At 69.5% G+C, this 18,557-nt stretch carries 16 protein-coding genes and 1 tRNA gene; 10 read left to right on the forward strand and 7 right to left on the reverse strand.

The window, feature by feature from the left end; all coding sequences use genetic code 11:
- Positions 1 to 122 precede the first annotated feature (122 nt).
- The 5 genes from desA (at position 123) to ACWD4J_RS09615 (ending at position 6,159) form a co-directional block, all read left to right on the forward strand.
- Entirely contained in the window at positions 123 to 1,565 is a 1,443-nt protein-coding gene (desA, locus tag ACWD4J_RS09595) for a lysine decarboxylase DesA (protein WP_451394766.1), read from the forward strand.
- Positions 1,549 to 2,832 carry a lysine N(6)-hydroxylase/L-ornithine N(5)-oxygenase family protein gene (locus ACWD4J_RS09600; protein WP_451394767.1) on the forward strand — a complete coding sequence of 428 codons (1,284 nt, stop codon included), beginning with the start codon at positions 1,549 to 1,551 and terminating at the stop codon, positions 2,830 to 2,832. Before desA ends, ACWD4J_RS09600 begins: the two co-directional genes overlap by 17 nt.
- Positions 2,829 to 3,383, forward strand: a complete 555-nt coding sequence (locus ACWD4J_RS09605; RefSeq protein WP_451394768.1) for a GNAT family N-acetyltransferase — start codon at positions 2,829 to 2,831, stop codon at positions 3,381 to 3,383. The genes ACWD4J_RS09600 and ACWD4J_RS09605 overlap by 4 nt, the downstream gene beginning before the upstream one ends.
- Positions 3,380 to 5,149, forward strand: coding sequence for an IucA/IucC family protein (locus ACWD4J_RS09610; RefSeq protein WP_451394769.1), 1,770 nt, complete (start codon positions 3,380 to 3,382; stop codon positions 5,147 to 5,149). Before ACWD4J_RS09605 ends, ACWD4J_RS09610 begins: the two co-directional genes overlap by 4 nt.
- A 122-nt stretch (positions 5,150 to 5,271) precedes the next feature.
- Positions 5,272 to 6,159 (forward strand): DUF4429 domain-containing protein, encoded by an 888-nt coding sequence (locus ACWD4J_RS09615; protein ID WP_451394770.1) that lies wholly within the window; start codon positions 5,272 to 5,274, stop codon positions 6,157 to 6,159.
- A 49-nt stretch (positions 6,160 to 6,208) separates the two neighbouring features.
- Here ACWD4J_RS09615 and ACWD4J_RS09620 read toward each other — a convergent pair whose 3' ends face one another.
- Positions 6,209 to 7,774 carry a purple acid phosphatase family protein gene (locus ACWD4J_RS09620; RefSeq protein ID WP_451394771.1) on the reverse strand — a complete coding sequence of 522 codons (1,566 nt, stop codon included), beginning with the start codon at positions 7,772 to 7,774 and terminating at the stop codon, positions 6,209 to 6,211.
- 165 nt (positions 7,775 to 7,939) lie between these two features.
- On the opposite strand from ACWD4J_RS09620, the gene ACWD4J_RS09625 reads away from it, so the two are divergent.
- Both ACWD4J_RS09625 and glmS read left to right on the forward strand, forming a co-directional pair.
- Positions 7,940 to 8,197 carry a hypothetical protein gene (locus ACWD4J_RS09625; RefSeq protein ID WP_451394973.1) on the forward strand — a complete coding sequence of 86 codons (258 nt, stop codon included), beginning with the start codon at positions 7,940 to 7,942 and terminating at the stop codon, positions 8,195 to 8,197.
- Between the two features lie 67 nt (positions 8,198 to 8,264).
- Positions 8,265 to 10,082 carry a glutamine--fructose-6-phosphate transaminase (isomerizing) gene (gene glmS / locus ACWD4J_RS09630; RefSeq protein WP_451394772.1) on the forward strand — a complete coding sequence of 606 codons (1,818 nt, stop codon included), beginning with the start codon at positions 8,265 to 8,267 and terminating at the stop codon, positions 10,080 to 10,082.
- Between the two features lie 100 nt (positions 10,083 to 10,182).
- Here the strand turns inward: glmS and ACWD4J_RS09635 are convergent, their stop codons facing one another.
- Both ACWD4J_RS09635 and ACWD4J_RS09640 read right to left on the reverse strand, forming a co-directional pair.
- Complete coding sequence (locus ACWD4J_RS09635; RefSeq protein WP_451394773.1) at positions 10,183 to 10,752, reverse strand: GPR1/FUN34/YaaH family transporter; 570 nt, start codon at positions 10,750 to 10,752, stop codon at positions 10,183 to 10,185.
- Positions 10,753 to 10,931: 179 nt separating this feature from the next.
- Entirely contained in the window at positions 10,932 to 11,456 is a 525-nt protein-coding gene (locus ACWD4J_RS09640; RefSeq protein ID WP_451394774.1) for a universal stress protein, read from the reverse strand.
- A gap of 755 nt (positions 11,457 to 12,211) precedes the next feature.
- On the opposite strand from ACWD4J_RS09640, the gene ACWD4J_RS09645 reads away from it, so the two are divergent.
- The 3 genes from ACWD4J_RS09645 to ACWD4J_RS09655 all read left to right on the forward strand — a co-directional run bounded on the left by ACWD4J_RS09645 (position 12,212) and on the right by ACWD4J_RS09655 (position 14,223).
- The gene (locus ACWD4J_RS09645; RefSeq protein ID WP_451394775.1) at positions 12,212 to 13,420 is read left to right on the forward strand and encodes a helix-turn-helix domain-containing protein; all 1,209 of its coding nucleotides are present in this window, start codon (positions 12,212 to 12,214) and stop codon (positions 13,418 to 13,420) included.
- Between the two features lie 10 nt (positions 13,421 to 13,430).
- On the forward strand, positions 13,431 to 14,057 hold the full coding sequence (gene orn / locus ACWD4J_RS09650) for an oligoribonuclease (RefSeq protein ID WP_451394776.1): 627 nt from the start codon (positions 13,431 to 13,433) through the stop codon (positions 14,055 to 14,057).
- A 93-nt stretch (positions 14,058 to 14,150) separates the two neighbouring features.
- Positions 14,151 to 14,223: transfer RNA gene (locus ACWD4J_RS09655), tRNA-His, on the forward strand.
- An 80-nt stretch (positions 14,224 to 14,303) separates the two neighbouring features.
- Here ACWD4J_RS09655 and ACWD4J_RS09660 read toward each other — a convergent pair.
- The 4 genes from ACWD4J_RS09660 to ACWD4J_RS09675 form a co-directional block, all read right to left on the reverse strand.
- Positions 14,304 to 15,041 carry a L,D-transpeptidase family protein gene (locus ACWD4J_RS09660; protein ID WP_451394777.1) on the reverse strand — a complete coding sequence of 246 codons (738 nt, stop codon included), beginning with the start codon at positions 15,039 to 15,041 and terminating at the stop codon, positions 14,304 to 14,306.
- Positions 15,042 to 15,052: 11 nt separating this feature from the next.
- Positions 15,053 to 16,765, reverse strand: a complete 1,713-nt coding sequence (locus tag ACWD4J_RS09665; RefSeq protein ID WP_451394778.1) for a choice-of-anchor A family protein — start codon at positions 16,763 to 16,765, stop codon at positions 15,053 to 15,055.
- Between the two features lie 67 nt (positions 16,766 to 16,832).
- Positions 16,833 to 17,108, reverse strand: coding sequence for a hypothetical protein (locus tag ACWD4J_RS09670; protein ID WP_451394779.1), 276 nt, complete (start codon positions 17,106 to 17,108; stop codon positions 16,833 to 16,835).
- A gap of 137 nt (positions 17,109 to 17,245) precedes the next feature.
- Positions 17,246 to 18,301: a LacI family DNA-binding transcriptional regulator gene (locus ACWD4J_RS09675; RefSeq protein WP_451394780.1), complete on the reverse strand. Its 1,056-nt coding sequence runs from the start codon at positions 18,299 to 18,301 to the stop codon at positions 17,246 to 17,248.
- Positions 18,302 to 18,557 lie beyond the last annotated feature (256 nt).

Here is an 18,557-nt window from a genome sequence, read left to right on the forward strand (position 1 = left end):
AGGCACGGAAATCGGCCACAAAGCCACAGGTGGGGCGGGGTCGCACGTCAACTTAGGTTAGGCTAACCTAAGTCATACGTCGCGACCCCGCCCCTTGTCCTGAGCCGTCCGGAGGACCCCCCATGCGCTCGCACCTGCTCAATGACACGACCGCGGAGCGGTACCGCCGCTCCGTGACCGAAGGAGTCGAGCGGGTGGCGGCGAAACTCGCCACCACCGACCGGCCGTTCACCGGCGTCACGGTCGACGCCCTCGCCCCCGGCATCGACAGGATCGACCTGGACCGGCCGCTGGGCGACACGACCGCGGCCCTGGACGAGCTCGAGGAGGTCTACCTCCGGGACGCCGTCTACTTCCACCACCCGCGCTACCTCGCCCACCTCAACTGCCCGGTCGTCATCCCGGCGGTGCTCGGCGAGGCCGTCCTGTCCGCCGTCAACTCCTCCCTCGACACCTGGGACCAGTCGGCGGGCGGCACCCTCATCGAGCGGAAGCTCATCGACTGGACCGCCGAGCGCATCGGCCTCGGCCCGGCCGCCGACGGCGTGTTCACCAGCGGCGGTACGCAGTCCAACCTCCAGGCGCTGCTGCTCGCCCGCGAGGAGGCCAAGGCCGACAACACCGCGCGGCTGCGCATCTTCGCCTCCGAGGTCAGCCACTTCAGCGTGAAGAAGTCCGCGAAACTCCTCGGTCTCGGCCCCGACGCGGTCGTCGCGATCCCCTGCGACCAGGACAAGCGCATGCACACGCTCGCGCTCGCCCATGAGCTGGAGCGCTGCGTCCAGGGCGGCCTGGTCCCCATGGCGGTCGTCGCGACCGCCGGCACCACCGACTTCGGCTCGATCGACCCGCTGCCCGAGATCGCCGAGCTGTGCGCCCAGTACGGCACCTGGATGCACGTCGACGCGGCGTACGGCTGCGGCCTGCTGGTCTCCCCCACCCGCCGGGAGCTCCTCGACGGCATCGAGCGCGCCGACTCCGTCACCGTCGACCACCACAAGTCCTTCTTCCAGCCCGTGAGTTCGAGTGCCGTCCTGGTGCGGGACGCGGCCACGCTGCGCCACGCCACCTATCACGCCGACTACCTCAACCCGCGCCGCATGGTGCAGGAACGAATCCCCAACCAGGTCGACAAGTCCCTGCAGACCACCCGCCGCTTCGACGCGCTCAAGCTGTGGATGACGCTGCGCGTCATGGGCGCCGACGGTGTCGGCGAGCTCTTCGACGAGGTGTGCGACCTGGCCGCCGAGGGCTGGACACTGCTGGCCGCCGACCCGCGCTTCGACGTCGTGGTCCAGCCGCAGCTGTCCACGCTGGTCTTCCGCTACATCCCGGCGGCCGTCACCGACCCGGCGGAGATCGACCGCTGCAACCTGTACGCCCGCAAGGCGCTGTTCGCCTCCGGCGACGCGATCGTCGCGGGCACCAAGGTGGGCGACCGCCACTACCTGAAGTTCACCCTGCTCAACCCCGAGACGACGGCCGCCGACATCGCCGCGGTCCTCGACCTGATCGCCGGCCACGCCGAGCAGTACCTGGGAGAGTCCCTTGACCGCGCTTCCTGAGCCCAGCACCCACGTCCACGACTTCGTGGGGATCGGCCTCGGCCCCTTCAACCTCGGCCTGGCCTGCCTCACCGAGCCCATCGACGAGCTCGACGGCGTCTTCCTGGAGTCCAAGCCGGACTTCGAGTGGCACTCGGGGATGTTCCTGGAGGGCGCCCACCTCCAGACGCCCTTCATGTCGGACCTGGTCACCCTCGCCGACCCGACGTCGCCCTACTCCTTCCTGAACTATCTGAAGGAATCGGGCCGCCTGTACTCCTTCTACATCCGCGAGAACTTCTACCCGCTGCGCGTCGAGTACGACGACTACTGCCGCTGGGCCGCCTCGAAGCTCTCCTCCATCCGCTTCGACACGACCGTGACCGAGGTCGTGTACGAGGACGAGAGCGAGGTCTACGCGGTACGGACGGCGGGCGGCGAGACGTACTACGGTCGTCGTCTCGTCCTCGGCACGGGCACCCCGCCGTACGTCCCGGAGTCCTGCCAGGGCCTGGGCGGCGACTTCATCCACAACTCCCGCTATCTGCAGCACAAGCAGGAACTGCAGCGCAAGGAGTCGATCACGCTGGTCGGCAGCGGCCAGTCCGCCGCCGAGATCTACTACGACCTGCTCAGCGAGATCGACGTCCACGGCTACCAGCTGAACTGGGTGACCCGCTCCCCGCGCTTCTTCCCGCTGGAGTACACCAAGCTCACGCTGGAGATGACCTCGCCGGAGTACATCGACTACTTCCGCGAGCTGCCGGAGCAGACCCGCTACCGCCTCACGGCCCAGCAGAAGGGCCTGTTCAAGGGCATCGACGGCGACCTGATCAACGAGATCTTCGATCTGCTGTACCAGAAGAACCTCGGCGGCCCGGTCCCCACCCGCCTGCTCACCAACTCCTCGCTGAACAGCGCGCGCCACGAGGACGGCACGTACACGCTCGCCTTCCGCCAGGAGGAGCAGGAGAAGGACTACGAGCTGCGCTCCCAGGGCCTGATCCTCGCCACCGGCTACAAGTACGCCGAGCCGGAGTTCCTGAAGCCGGTCCGCGACCGGCTGCGCCACGACTCGCAGGGCAACTTCGACGTCGCCCGCAACTACGCGATCGACACCACGGGCCGGGGCGTGTTCCTGCAGAACGCGGGCGTCCACACGCACAGCATCACAAGCCCTGACCTGGGCATGGGCGCGTACCGCAACGCGTACATCATCCGGGAGCTGCTCGGCTCCGAGTACTACCCGGTCGAGAAGACGATCGCCTTCCAGGAGTTTGCGGTATGAACACCACGACCAACGCCATAGGCGCCTTCACCTTCCGCCCCCTCGACCCCCTGCGGGACGCCGAGCTGCTGCACGGCTGGGTCACCCATCCCAAGGCGGCCTTCTGGATGATGCAGGACGCCAAACTGGAGGACGTCGAGCGGGCGTACATGGAGATCGCGGCCGACGAGCACCACCACGCCCTCCTCGGGCTGCACGACGGCGAGCCCGCCTTCCTCATGGAGAAGTACGACCCGGCCCACCGAGAGCTGGTCGGGCTGTACGAGCCCGAGCCGGGGGACGTCGGCATGCACTTCCTGACCCCGGCCACCGACACGCCGGTGCACGGGTTCACGAAGGCCGTCATCACGGCCGTAGTAGCCCGTCTCTTCGAGGACCCTGCGACACACCGGGTCGTCGTCGAGCCGGACGTGCGCAACAAGGCCGTGCACGCCCTGAACGAGGCCGTCGGGTTCGTGCCCGCACGGGAGATCCAGAAGCCGGAGAAGAAGGCGTTGCTGAGCTTCTGCACGCGAGAGCAGTTCGTCACGGCCACGGGGGTGGGCGCATGAGCCTCGCCGACGCCGTGGCCCATCTCTCCCCCGAGCGCTGGGAGCAGGCCAACCGCCTGCTGATCCGCAAGGCGATCGCCGAGTTCGCGCACGAGCGGCTGATCGCGCCCGAGCGGGAGGGTGAGAGTTACGTCGTCCGCGGTGACGACGGGCTCACCTCCTATCGGTTCTCCGCCGTCCGGCGCGCTCTCGACCATTGGCAGGTCGATGCCGAATCCATCACACGCCACCGCGATGGAACCGAACTCCCGCTCGCCGCCCTGGACTTCTTCATCGAGCTGAAGAAGACACTGGGCCTGAGCGACGAGATCCTGCCCGTCTATCTGGAGGAGATCTCCTCCACCCTCTCCGGCACCTGCTACAAGCTCACCAAGCCGCAGATCCCGTCGGCCGAGCTGGCCCGCTCCGGCTTCCAGGCCGTCGAGACCGGTATGACCGAGGGCCACCCCTGCTTCGTCGCCAACAACGGGCGGCTCGGCTTCGGCATCCACGAGTACCTGTCGTACGCCCCCGAGACCGCGAGCCCGGTCCGGCTGGTGTGGCTGGCCGCGCACCGCTCGCGGGCGGCGTTCACGGCGGGTGTCGGGATCGAGTACGAGTCGTTCGTACGGCAGGAGCTGGGCGAGGCGACCGTCGAGCGGTTCCACGGCATCCTGCGCGACCAGGGGCTCGCCCCGGAGGACTACCTGTTCATACCCGTCCACCCCTGGCAGTGGTGGAACAAGCTCACCGTCACCTTCGCCGCCGAGGTCGCCCGGGGGAACCTGGTCTGCCTGGGCGAGGGCGACGACGAGTACCTGGCCCAGCAGTCCATCCGGACCTTCTTCAACACGTCGCACCCCGGGAAGCACTACGTGAAGACGGCCCTGTCCGTCCTCAACATGGGCTTCATGCGCGGCCTCTCGGCCGCGTACATGGAGGCGACCCCGGCGATCAACGACTGGCTCGCCCAGCTGATCGAGAACGACCCGGCGCTGAAGTCGACGGGCCTGTCGATCATCCGCGAGCGGGCGGCGGTCGGCTACCGCCACCTCGAGTACGAGGCCGCCACGGACCGCTACTCGCCGTACCGCAAGATGCTCGCCGCCCTGTGGCGGGAGAGCCCGGTACCGTCCCTCCAGGAGGGCGAGTCACTCGCGACCATGGCCTCGCTCGTGCACGTGGACCACGCGGGCGCGTCCTTCGCCGGTGCGCTGATCGAGCAGTCGGGGCTGGCTCCCACGCAGTGGCTGCGCCGCTATCTGCGGGCGTACTACACCCCGCTGCTGCACAGCTTCTACGCCCACGACCTGGTCTTCATGCCGCACGGCGAGAACGTGATCCTCGTCCTGAAGGACGGCGTGGTCCAGCGCGCGATCTACAAGGACATCGCCGAGGAGATCGCGGTCATGGACCCGGACGCGGTGCTGCCGCCCGAGGTCCAGCGGATCCGCGTCGAGGTGCCGGAGGACAAGAAGCTCCTGTCGATCTTCACGGACGTCTTCGACTGCTTCTTCCGCTTCCTGGCGGCGAACCTCGCCACCGAGGGGATCCTGGAGGAGGACGACTTCTGGCGGACGGTCGCGGACGTCACCCGCGAGTACCAGGAGTCGGCGCCGCAGCTGGCCGACAGGTTCCGGCAGTACGACATGTTCGCCCCGGAGTTCGCGCTGTCCTGCCTCAACCGGCTCCAGCTGCGCAACAACAAGCAGATGGTGGACCTGGCCGATCCGTCGGGCGCGCTCCAGCTCGTGGGCGACCTGAAGAACCCCATAGCGGGCCTCTGAAGGACCCCGTATCCGGCCTCTGACGGCCCATGAACGGGCGGGTGCCCCGGAGTACGGTCCTCCGGGGCACCCGTCGAGAGGTATAGACCAGTCGGCCGGGGGCCGGATGCCAGAATCGCCCCATGGCGGAAATCATCCAGCGCGACGGGACGTGGACCTTCGACGGAGAGACACTGCGGCTGGTGCCGGGACACGACAAGGGCGTCGGCCTCCTCCGCAGAGCGCTGGGTGAACTCGCCGTACCGCTGCAGGCGTTGGCGGGTATTTCCTTCGGGCAGGGCAAGAAGTCCGGGCGGCTGAGGCTGCGGCTCCGCGACGGCGCCGATCCCTTGCTGCGGGCGACGAGCGGCAGGCTCGCGGAGGCGTCGGACGATCCCTACCAGCTGACTGTCGAACCCGACCGGTACGGCGTCGCCGAATACTTCGTGGACGAGGTGCGCCACGCGCTGCTGCTGGAGCAGGTGCCGTCGGGAGCCGTCGGCTCGTATCTGCTGCCGGGCCCGTCCGTACCGCTGTCGGTCTCCGCGGGCGACGGCACGGCGAGCTTCGACGGGGAGTACGTCCGGCTGGAGTGGAACTGGAAGACGGAGGACGCCAAGTCGGCCGCGGGTCCCCGTTCACTGGCACTGGCCGACATCGCGGCCGTGGAGTGGCATCCCGCGGTGGGCCTGGAGAACGGCTGCCTCCGCTTCACCGTGAAGAACGCCCCCACGAAGGCCCCGCCGAAGTACGACCCCAACGCCGTGGAGTTGTGGGGCTTCAAGAAGGACCCGCTGATGGCCTTGGTCGCGGCGGCCGTACAGGCCCGGCTCCCGCATGGGGCAGCGGCCCCCGTCCCGGATGTACGGCAGGACGGACCGCAAGCCCCGAGGCAGCTCGTACCCGCCCCCGAGAACGACCATGACGCCCTGCTGCGCCGCCTGCGCGAGCTCGGCGAGCTGCACCGCGGCGGTGTGCTGACGGACGACGAGTTCACCATGGCCAAACAGGCGGTCCTCAAGAACTTGTGAGGACCGCCTGCGGATGTGTGTGCCGCGTAATCCAGGCTGCACGCGCGGGCTACTTGGCCTTGCGAGCCACCGTGAAGTGGTCGATGCGGTCACCGGTCTCGGCGATGCCGGAGACCGTCAGCTTGGCGTAGCGGCCCTTCGGCGCGGGCTCGACGTCCACGCGCAGGAAGGAGTAGTTGAGGTAGCGCACCCGGGACCAGGCGACGGTCTCGTTCTGCTTGCCGTCCTTGAGGTTGATGAACGAGGCCACGGAGTCCACCTCGTGCTCGTGGCCCTCGTACGAGTCCGGGGCGGTGAAGGCGTACAGGCTGCGGCCCGCCGCACCCGCCGTCACGTACACGACGCCCTCGGTCTCGGGGTACGCCGTACCGCCGATCGGCAGCTTCTTGGCGACCTCGTTGCCCTTGATGACGTCCGTGCGCTCGTACTGGTGGTTGTGGCCGTTGATCACCAGGTCGACGGTGTACTTCTCGAACAGCGGCACCCACTCCTGGCGCACACCGCCCTCCGAGGCGTGGGCGGTGGAGGTGCAGTAGGCGCAGTGGTGGAAGAAGACGACGATGAAGTCGATGTCGTCCGACGCCCGGAACTTCTTCAGCTGGGCCTCGAACCACGTGGTCTGGGTACCGCCGGAGATGCCGAGGTTGGCCGGGATCTCGAAGGAGACGTCGTTGGGGTCCAGCGAGATGATCGCCGTGTTGCCGTAGACGAAGGAGTAGACGCCCGGCAGGTTCTTCTTGTCGGGGCCGTTGTCGGGGAGCGTGAAGCGGGCTTCCTCGCCGCCGTAGCCGTTCGGCGAGTACCAGGCCTCCATGTCGTGGTTGCCGTACGACACCATCCACGGGATCTGCTTGGCGACCGACTCGGTCTGGTACAGGAACTGGTCCCATACGCGCGCGTCGAAGCCGGTGTCGGCGGTCTTGCCCGCGCCTGACGGGTCGGCGTAGGCGATGTCGCCGGCGTGCAGGTGGAAGGACGGGTTCTGGCCGAGGATCAGGCTGTCGTTGGCGAGACCGTGGTAGCTGACGCCCTGGTCGCCGAAGGCCGTGAAGGTGAAGGGCTCGGTGCCCGCGGGGGCGGTGGTGAAGGTGCCGAGGGTGCCGAGCAGGTGCGGCTCGGCCGGGTCGAAGCCCGCGTGGCCGACGCCGTAGTAGTACGTCTTGCCCGGACGCAGGTTCGTGAGCTTGGCGTGCAGGTAGTACTGCGTGTGGTCGGCGCTCGCGCCGACACCGGCCGGGGTGTACAGGGTGCGTACCTCGGCCTCGATCTTGCGGGAGAGGTCCCAGGGCTGGGCGCCGATCCGGATGAAGGGGTTCTGCACCGCGACCGGGACCTGCCAGGAGACGGTGATCTCCGTGCGCGGGTCGTTGCCGTAGGCCAGGTGGCGGCCGAAGGGAGCGACGAGGGCGCCGTCGACCGTCTCGGTGGCGGAGGCGGTGCGCTGCGTCGGGACGGCGGCCTGGGCCGTGGCGCCGGGTACGAAAGCGCCGCCCGCGACGGCACCCAGCGTGACGGCGCCGCCCCTGATCATCGAGCGCCGCGAGAACTTGGCGCGCAGATACTCATACTGCTCGGCCATGCTCATACGCTCGGCCAGCTTCTCGGGTACTCCCATACGAGGAATGTCCATGACGCCTGAACATCGTCTTCATAGGAAACGTGGCGCAGGACACAGGATGGACAGCGCGCGAACAGCGACCCATGAGAGTTTCAACATGTCGCTGCCCGATATCGGGCAGAATTCTTGCGAAACCGCCCCCAGTACCCCAAGATCTACCGGGTGCACGACGAACTTGTTGATCATCTGACGCGGTCCACGCCCCTCAACCGGGGCGAGGCGCTGCGCGTGGTCCAGGACGTGCTCGCCTACTTCGACGAGACGACCGAGGAATACGTTCGTCGCCGCCACCGTGAGCTGCAGGCACAGGGCCTGGTGAACGCGGCGATCTTCGAACAGATCGGGGCGGACCTGAAGTACCGCGCGGTGGCACCGCCGGAGCTCTCGCTCCGGCAGCTGCGGCGCATCGTCTACGGCTGACACCGTCACACGATCGGCGCGCGGACGACAACTACATCGACCACGGGGAAACAGAGGGACGGCTTATATGTGCGGAATCGTCGGATACATCGGGAAACGTGACGTGGCGCCGCTGCTGCTCGAGGGCCTGCAGCGGCTGGAGTACCGGGGATACGACTCGGCGGGCATCGTCGTGACGGCTCCCAGGACCGCCGGCCTGAAGATGGTCAAGGCCAAGGGCCGCGTCCGCGACCTGGAGGCCAAGGTCCCGGCCCGCTTCAAGGGCACGGTCGGCATCGCCCACACCCGCTGGGCCACGCACGGCGCCCCGTCCGACGAGAACGCGCACCCCCACATGGACGCCGAGGGCAAGGTCGCCGTCGTCCACAACGGCATCATCGACAACGCCGCCGAGCTGCGCGCCAAGCTGACCGCCGACGGTGTGGAGTTCCTCTCCGAGACCGACACCGAGGTCGTGACGCACCTCATCGCCCGCTCCCAGGCCGAGAAGCTCGAGGACAAGGTCCGCGACGCCCTGCGCCTGATCGAGGGCACGTACGGCATCGCCGTGCTGCACGCCGACTTCTCCGACCGCATCGTGGTGGCCCGCAACGGCTCCCCGGTCGTGCTCGGCATCGGCGAGAAGGAGATGTTCGTCGCATCGGACGTCGCCGCCCTCGTCGCCCACACCCGCCAGATCGTCACCCTCGACGACGGCGAGATGGCGACGCTGAAGGCCGACGACTTCCGCACGTACACCACCGAGGGCACCCGCACGACCTCCTCGCCGACCACCGTCGAGTGGGAGGCCGAGTCGTACGACATGGGCGGCCACGACACGTACATGCACAAGGAGATCCACGAGCAGGTCGACGCCGTGGACCGGGTGCTGCGCGGTCGTATCGACGACCGGTTCTCCACCGTGCACCTCGGCGGCCTCAACCTCGACGCCCGCGAGGCGCGCCAGATCCGCCGCGTGAAGATCCTCGGCTGCGGCACCTCGTACCACGCGGGCATGATCGGCGCCCAGATGATCGAGGAGCTGGCCCGTATCCCCGCCGACGCCGAGCCGGCCTCCGAGTTCCGCTACCGCAACGCGGTCGTCGACCCCGACACCCTGTACATCGCGGTCTCCCAGTCCGGTGAGACGTACGACGTGCTGGCCGCCGTGCAGGAGCTCAAGCGCAAGGGCGCCCGTGTCCTCGGCGTCGTGAACGTGGTCGGCTCCGCCATCGCCCGCGAGGCCGACGGCGGCATGTACGTGCACGCGGGCCCCGAGGTCTGCGTCGTCTCCACCAAGTGCTTCACCAACACGACGGTCGCCTTCGCGCTGCTCGCCCTGCACCTCGGCCGCACCCGCGACCTGTCGGTGGCCGACGGCAAGCGGATCATCGCGGGCCTGCGCAAGCTGCCCGCGCAGCTCGCCGAGATCCTCGAGCAGGAGGAGGAGATCAAGAAGCTGGCCGACGAGTACGCCGACGCCAAGTCGATGCTGTTCATCGGACGTGTGCGCGGCTACCCGGTGGCCCGTGAGGCCTCCCTGAAGCTCAAGGAGGTCTCGTACATCCACGCCGAGGCCTACCCCGCCTCGGAGTTGAAGCACGGCCCGCTCGCGCTCATCGAGCCCGCGCTGCCGACCGTCGCGATCGTCCCCGACGACGACCTGCTGGAGAAGAACCGCGCCGCGCTGGAGGAGATCAAGGCCCGCAGCGGCCCCATCCTCGCGGTCGCGCACCAGGAGCAGGAGAAGGCCGACCGCACCATCGTGGTCCCGAAGAACGAGGACGAGCTCGACCCGATCCTCATGGGCATCCCGCTCCAACTGCTCGCGTACCACACGGCGTTGGCGCTGGGCCGGGACATCGACAAGCCGCGGAACCTCGCCAAGTCGGTGACGGTGGAGTAGTCACGTACCCGCGAAACGACCCCCTGTGTGTGCCACCAGCACACAGGGGGTCGTTCCTTTTGGGAAGCCGGGGCTGCCCGATCCCCGGCCTACGGCTGCCTCAGCCGGTGGCCGTCACCCCCCGGCCGGCAGCGCGCCGCGGAAGCGATGTGGGCCAGTGGGCCAGGGCCGCCGTCGCCCCGTACCAGGCGGCTGCGCCCGCCACCACGGCGAACCAGCCGCCGGCCTTGGCGAGGGCGTCATTGCCCGCGAAGGCCGCGATGGCGAGCAGGAGGAGGGAGACGAAGAACAGCCCGTACATGCCCTGGGTGAGCTTGCCGCCGCCCGCGGCACCCAGCGTCAGGCTCAGCGCGACGAGCGCGAACAGAAGCATGAACAGCCCCGCCGCGTTGTCGGAGACCCGGTCGCCTGCCGTGAGTCCCCAGGTGAACCAGAGTGCGCCGAGGACCGAGAACGCCGTGCCGGTGGCCGCGTCGCGGTCGCGGAAGGCCAGCAGGCCCGCGACGAAGAGGGCGACGCCGCCCACATAGGTGGCCAGGGACACGGCGTCGGACGCCGTCACGCCGTCGATCACATCGGCATGTCCGAGGCCGAAGGCCAACAGGGTGAGACCGAGGGCGAGATGGCCGAGAGTCGAGATGCTGCTTCCCGAAGAGACGTCATTGTCCACAACGGGCTCCCTTCATGTGCAGTTGTGCTGCGTGACGCCGGCCCGATGCGGTGTGGGCCCGGCGACCGGTATGTACCCTTCACAAGGGCACAAATCACCTCTGCGCATGAGTGGATTTCCCAGCGGACGAGCGGAGGTTGACACCGCTCGCGCCGCATCCCACCTGGGACGAAGGGAAGTTACGGAATGACGATGACGGGGCGCTGTGCGCGCTTCGCAAGCCGTCCCGCCACGGAGCCGAAGATGCGGCCGACGATGCCGTGCGTGGAGCCGACGACGATCGCGTCCGCCTCGTACTCCTGGCCGACCTCTTCGAGCTCGTGGCAGATGTCGCCGCCGCGCTCGACGAGGATCCAGGGCACCTCGGCGAGATAGTCCGCACAGGCGAGCTCGAGGCCGAGCACCTCGGTGCGGTGGTCCGGGACGTCGACGAAGACCGGGGGCTCGCAGCCGGCCCACACCGTGGTCGGCAGCCGGTTGGCGACGTGCACGATGATCAGGCCGGAGCCGGAGCGACGGGCCATGCCGATCGCATACGCAAGGGCCCGCTCGCTCGAGGTCGAACCGTCGAAGCCGACGACGACGCCGTGCTTGAAGGCGGGATCGCAGGGGTGTCGTGTTTCCTCTGCCGCGAGGGGATCGACCGTGTGATCGGCGACCTGCCTCTTGCGGTCCGCGGGATCGAAGAATTCGTGACCGGCCATGGGTGTCTCGGCGAAGGGAGTCCTCTTGGGAGGGTCGGCTGTCAAGGATGTGCGAGGCGGGACGGTGGTTGGCGCCGGAGCTGTGTCCGGGAATCATCTTCCCAACCCCATACCCCCAAGGGTACGGCGGCACTCCTCTCCTGCCCAGACCACGCCGACCTCGCGACGGCGTTCCCCGGAGCATGCATGAGCCGCGCCCGTATGGCAATGGTTGCTGTCCCGTACAGCCGCTTGTCCGTCATGTGGCGGACAGGCGTCCATCTGGTTGCGGGAGTCGTTCCTCCCCCAGCTACCGCCATGGGGGAGGGTGGGCCCAGGGGGCGCACCACCGCGCTCCTCACACAGGCCAAAACACGCCGGTGAACTTCCGGTCAGCCGCACGCGCCCCCACCACTTTTCGGCCAACTTCGCCCACACCGACCCTCCTTGGCCGAACCACTCCCCAACCCCCTTTCCACCAGGGCCGAAAGCCCCCCGGAGGGGCTCCGCACCCTACGGGGACCGGCCATGGAGCCTGTGCACACTTCCCTGCCCGCTCCCGGAATGCAACGCTTCGTGATCGAATGCTTCACGCCAAGTTGCCATGTCGACATAGCGGCGGATGTAGAACTGGTCACGCCGGCACCACGGGACACAGTAGATTCGATCATGACTGTCTTACGGCGGGGGACACGTGCAGGACCGAGGGGAAACGTGCAGGAGCGACAAGCCCGACACGAACAAGGAGCCGCGACCACCGAGGGGGGCTTAGCAGCATGAGCCACGACTCCACTGCCGCACCGGAGGGTGCAGCCCGGAAGCTCTCCGGGCGCCGCCGCAAGGAGATCGTCGCGGTGCTGCTGTTCAGCGGCGGACCCATCTTTGAGAGTTCCATTCCGCTTTCGGTGTTCGGGATCGACCGCCAGGACGCCGGAGTGCCCCGCTACCGCCTGCTGGTGTGCGCCGGCGAGGAGGGACCGCTGCGCACGACGGGCGGTCTCGAACTCACCGCGCCGTACGGCCTGGAGGCGATCTCGCGGGCGGGCACCGTGGTGGTGCCGGCCTGGAGGTCGATCACCTCGCCGCCGCCCGAGGATGCCCTGGAGGCGCTGCGCCGGGCCCACGAGGAGGGAGCCCGCATCGTCGGGCTGTGCACCGGGGCGTTCGTGCTGGCCGCCGCCGGCCTCCTGGACGGCCGCCCGGCGACGACGCACTGGATGTACGCGCCGACGCTGGCCAAGCGCTACCCGTCCGTCCACGTGGACCCGCGGGAGCTCTTCGTCGACGACGGCGACGTGCTCACCTCCGCGGGCACGGCGGCCGGCATCGACCTGTGCCTGCACATCGTGCGCACGGACCACGGCAACGAGGCCGCGGGCGCGCTGGCCCGCCGCCTGGTCGTACCGCCGCGCCGCAGCGGCGGCCAGGAGCGCTACCTCGACCGGTCTTTACCGGAGGAGATCGGCGCCGACCCGCTCGCCGAGGTCGTCGCCTGGGCGCTTGAGCACCTCCACGAGCAGTTCGACGTGGAGACCCTGGCCGCGCGCGCGTACATGAGCCGTCGGACCTTCGACCGCAGGTTCCGCTCGCTCACCGGGAGCGCTCCCCTGCAGTGGCTGATCACCCAGCGCGTGCTGCAGGCGCAGCGGCTGCTCGAGACCTCCGACTACTCGGTCGACGAGGTCGCGGGCCGCTGCGGCTTCCGTTCGCCCGTGGCGCTGCGCGGCCACTTCCGGCGCCAGCTCGGCTCGTCCCCGGCCGCCTACCGGGCCGCGTACCGGGCCCGCAGGCCGGGGGCCGAGAAGCCCGCGGACGCCGGGACCTCCGCCGCTGCCGAGACCCCGATGCCGCCGCAGACCAGGCGCACCGCCGCGGGGAACGGCCTGGGACCGGCCGAGCAGGGACCCGCGGAGACGGGCAAGCCCAGCTCGGATACGTACGCATCCGCTCGCCCGAGTCTGCCCGGCCCGCGGAGCGCGCCGTAGGGTAAGACACATGAACGATCGCATGGTGTGGATCGACTGCGAGATGACCGGGCTCTCGCTGGCGAACGACGCGCTCATCGAGGTGGCCGCCCTGGTCACCGACTCTGAGCTGAACGTGCTCGGCGAAGGGGTGGACATCGTGATCCGCCCGCCGGACGCGGCGCTGGAGACCATGCCCGAGGTGGTGCGGCAGATGCACACCACCTCGGGCCTCCTCGACGAGCTGGCGGGCGGCACGACGCTCGCCGACGCCGAGGAGCAGGTCCTGGCCTACGTACGTGAGCACGTCAAGGAACCCGGGAAGGCCCCACTGTGCGGAAACTCGGTCGGCACCGACCGCGGCTTCCTGCTGCGGGACATGCCGCTCGTGGAGGAGTACCTCCACTACCGGATCGTCGACGTGTCCTCGGTGAAGGAGCTGGCCCGCCGCTGGTATCCGCGGGCGTACTTCAACAGTCCCGAGAAGAACGGCAACCACCGGGCGCTCGCCGACATCCGCGAGTCCATCGCCGAGCTGCGCTACTACCGTGAGGCGATCTTCGTGCCCCAGCCCGGGCCGGACTCGGAGACCGCGAAGACCATCGCGCTCCGGCACGTCCTGCCCGCCGAAGGGGCCCCTGCCACCCCCCGGCAGTAGGGCGCCGGGAAAGGCTGGCGCGAGCACCGCTCAGAACCCTGTACACTTTTTCTCGGCCGGTCAGGGAATCCTCACGGAGAACCACCGGTCGTGGTGGGTGTAGCTCAGCTGGTAGAGCACCTGGTTGTGGTCCAGGATGTCGCGGGTTCGAGTCCCGTCACTCACCCTGATTGATCAAGGCCCGACCTGCGAGAGCAGGTCGGGCCTTCTTCGTGTGCGAGTGCGCGAGCAGGCCGGGGCGCGTGTTCAGCCCGCGGTTCCCGGTTTGGTGCCCCACACATAGATGCGGTCGCCCGTGCGCAGCAGGTTCCACAGGGCCTTCGCATCCGCGAGGGAGAGGTTGACGCACCCGGCCGACCCGCCGCCGTCGTAAAGGGAGCCGGGGTGACCGTGCAGGGCCTGCCCCCTGTCGAAGAACTGGGAGTACGGCATGGGCGCATTGCCGTAGAGCGTGGATCTGTGGTCGCGGTGGCGCCAGTAGATCCGGTGCCAGCCCGGTCTGGTCTCCTGGCTGTCGCGCCCCGTACGGATGGGCACCGGGCCGAAGCGCACCTTCCTTGCCACCTGCACCCACAGCAGCTGCCGGGTCAGATCGACACAGGTCACCCGGTAGGGGCGGACCGGGCAGGCGCCGGCGGCGTCGGGCTGGGGCCGGGCCTGGAGGGCGAGGAGCGTCCGGTACGTGGCCAGGTCCGCGTAGCCACGGGCGGGGCTGATGCGGTGCCCGGCCTGGAACCCGCGGATCGCCGCACAGTCCGCCGGGGACTGGACACCGTCCACAGGCCGCTTCAGGTACTGCTCCAGCTGGCGCTGATACGGGCCTGTCGGCGCCGTACAGGCCGGTGGGGCGCCGGGTGCCGCGGCCTGCGCCGCCGCGGCCGTGGACAGGGCCAGGGCCGCGGCGGCCACGAGCACGGTCAGGCGGGACACAGCGGGCAGAGCCCAGCGCACGGCTGGTCCCGCGTGCGGTCTCGTACTGCCCATGGGCCTCCCGCCTACTTGCCCTTGCCCGGCTCGCCCCGGCGGTTGCCGAGCCGGACCGTGATGCCCTGCGCGGCGTTCCGGCGGGTGAGGGCGTGCGGACCGCTCACCGGAGTGCGCGGCAGCACATAGCCCTCGGGGACGGCGGTCTCGCGCAGGTAGTACGCGCCGAGCCGCAGACCGGTGAAGGAACAGCCGCCCGCGCCGTCGGTGGCGCACCCCGCCCCGAACCGGGTGTCCGGGCGCCGGCCGGAGGTCTGCAGCCCGCGCACACCGTTGGTCTCGCGCCACAGCTCGAAGACGGCGCCCGCCAGCGGGCGGCCGTTCTTGGCGTCCGTCTTCCGCACCCGGATCGTGCCGGTGACGGGCGGCGGCTGCGGGACACGCGTGTTCTCCGCGACCACCTCGACTCCGTCCTCGGCGTTGTCCGCGGTGAGCTCCAGCGGCCCGAGGACATCGGGGCCGGCAGATGTGTAGCCCTCCGGCGCGGCCGTCTCGCGCCAGTAATAGGTGCCGAAGTCGACCGTCTGGCGGCACTCGCCCGTGGCGTCGGTGGTGCAGACGTCGCCGACCTGCTCGTCCGGCGTGGGCCCGCCCGTCTGGAGGCCCGCGGTGCCGTTGGTCTCGCGCCACAGCTCGAAGCTGGCGCCGGGCAGCGGGGCGCCGGTCGCGGCATCCGTCTTGCGTACCCGCACCTTTCCGGTGAGCAGGACGTCCGAGCAGTCCGGCAGGTCCCCGTTGAACGGGTAGGCGTGGAACTCCTCGCCTCCGCCGCCGGGCGCACTGGTGTGGAGCAGGGAGCCCATGGCGAAGAACCGGCCGTTGATGCTGGGCATCGAGACCGTGGTCAGCGAGGACTGCTCGCCCACCAGCACGCTGCCCTGGAACTTCCCGTTCCCCTGCAGGTTCACGGTCTCGGCGTCGGGAAAGTTCCACAGCAGCCGGTCGCGCAGGGCGTTCCACGGGTCCGTGTCGTCGAGGCCGCCGCTGAAGGTACTGATGGTCCGCTCGTCTCCGAAGACGTTCACCAGGATCGTCGCGTCGTCCGGGATGTTTGTGAAGGCAATGGCCTGCTGGGCGCCTGCGATGCCGGTCAGATCGAAGTCGACGTCGAACACCTGGAGCGAGGACACGCCGTCCCCGATGAAGGTGGTCTGCGCCGATGTGTGGACGACCGTGCCCGTCTCCGGCCGGGGTGCACCGTCCACCCACGCATAGCACTGGCTGGCGTTCGTGAGTTCGTCGCGCAGCGGCACGTACGGAGTGACGGCGTTCGCGTCTCTGACGACGCTGCCGGTGACATGACCGGTAACCGTGCCCGCGTGCCGGACGACTCCGCCGTCGGCGAGCAGCGTCTGTCCGGCGGCGACGGTGATGTCGCCGCCGGTGGCCAGGAAGTCCGCGCCGTCCTCGGGCGGCACGCGGGACCCCACACCCGCGATCCCGACGTTGTAGGTGGCGCTGCCGCCCGAACCCTTTGCCATGTCGAAGTCGTCCAGGACGACGATCCGCCCCTCCGCCTCGGCCACCTGGCCGCGCACCCGGAAGTCGTCTCCGACGAGGACGTTGACGCCGTTGTCCCGGCCCGCGAACGGGCCGTTGTTGACCGGCGGAAACGGGTCGGGGCAGTCACCCGGGACGCACGGGCCCAGACCGCCGGGCAGCGGCGCCGCCTGGGCCGGTACGGCAGCCGGTCCCACAACCAGAACCGGGACCACGGTCGTCACGACAGCACATGCCAGGCCCATGCTCCGCACCCTGGAAAGGACGGTGCGGAATCGGCCCGTGCCCGAGTCAGCGCGGGAGCACATTGCAGCGGGCCAGAAGGTACGAGCCCGGCGACCCGGTCCCCTGGAGACCGGCCCAGGGCGCACCGCTCACGCTGAACCACGCCGACGGGCTGTACACGGCGAGGGGCTGGCCTTCCCTGGCCGGGCGCCCGGTTCCGCTGCGCTCGTACACCAGCAGGGTGCCGTTCGCGCCCGTCGCGTAGCAGTAGGCGGAGGTTCCGCCGCCCTGATCAGCGTATTCAAGACATTCGCCATTTGTGAATCTGATGCGAACAGTCATGGCGAAAACCGTAGATCACCGACATATCAGACTCCGGTTGATCCATTCGGCGCCTAAAGCGAACACCTGATCAAGAGCACACCCGCGCGGGCACCTTGCTCTTCCACGCGCCCCTGCACGCCGTCCTGGCGCGCCGCTCAGGACGAGGCCCGCTCCACCAGCTTCGTCGGCAGGACGACCTGCTGGCGGTCCAGGCCCCGGGACGCGGCCGGGCGGGGGTCCGCGATCTCGGCGAGCAGGAGATCGATCATCGCCCGGCCCATCTCCTCGACCGGCTGCCGCACACTCGTCAGCGGCGGATCCATATGCCGGGCGATCGCCGAGTCGTCGAAGCCGACCAGGGCCACGTCGTCGGGGATGCGGCGGCCCGCCTCGCGCAGCACCTGGCGCGCGCCGGCCGCCATCACGTCGGAGCCCGCGAACACCGCGTCCAGGCCGGGACGCCGCCGCAGCAGCTCCTCCATCGCGCGGCGGCCGCCCTCCTCGGTGAAGTCGCCCGCCACGATCAGGTCCTCGTCCACCTCGAGGCCCGCGTCCCGCAGTCCGTCCCGATAGCCGTCGACACGGCGCCGCGCACCGTAGACGTCGAGAGGCCCGGTGATGGTTCCTATCACCGAGCGGCCGCGCGCCAGCAGGTGCTCGACGGCCGAGCGCGCCCCGGCGTAGTTGTCCGAGTCGACCGACGGCAGGCTCTCATCGACGGACCGCGGGCCGCTGATCACGGCCGGGATCTCCAACTGCGCCAGCATGTCGGGCAGCGGGTCGTCGGCGTGCACGGAGACCAGCAGCACCCCGTCCACCCGATGCGCGGCCAGGTACTGGGCCAGCCTCCGGCGCTCCCGGTCGCTGCCCGCGAAGATCAGCAGCAGCTGCATCTCGGTCTCGGCGAGCTGTGAGCCGACACCGCGCAGCACCTCCGAGAAGTACGGCTCCGCGAAGAACCGCGTCTCGGGTTCGGGCACCACCAGGGCGATGGCGTCGGTACGGTTGGCGGCGAGCGCCCGTGCCGCCGTGTTCGGCACATAACCGAGCTCCGCGACGGCGGCCTCGACCGCCTCGCGGGTCGCGTCGCTGACTCGGGGCGACCCGTTGATCACCCGGGAGACCGTGCCGCGGCCGACGCCCGCGCGCGCGGCGACCTCTTCCAGAGTCGGACGCCGGCCACCCCGGCTCCGCGCTCCGTGCGCTGCCATTGCCGCCTCCCGTTCACCGTGCCAGGCCAGGAATCTAACAGCCCGGCCTGCGACCGGGCAGACGATCTCCGACCAGGGGCCCGCGACCCGGCCTCGGACGCCCGGCTCACGGCGCCCAGGCGCCCGGCAGTCCGATACCTAACAGCCCGATAACTGAAGACATATCTCGCCGTCCGGTCCCTTGACACCCCCGCGCCGAGCGACGACCCTTCAACACATCACTTGTGGGAGCGCTCCCACAACACTGAGCACCTAC

The sequence above is a fragment of the Streptomyces sp. NPDC002577 genome (assembly GCF_053594815.1).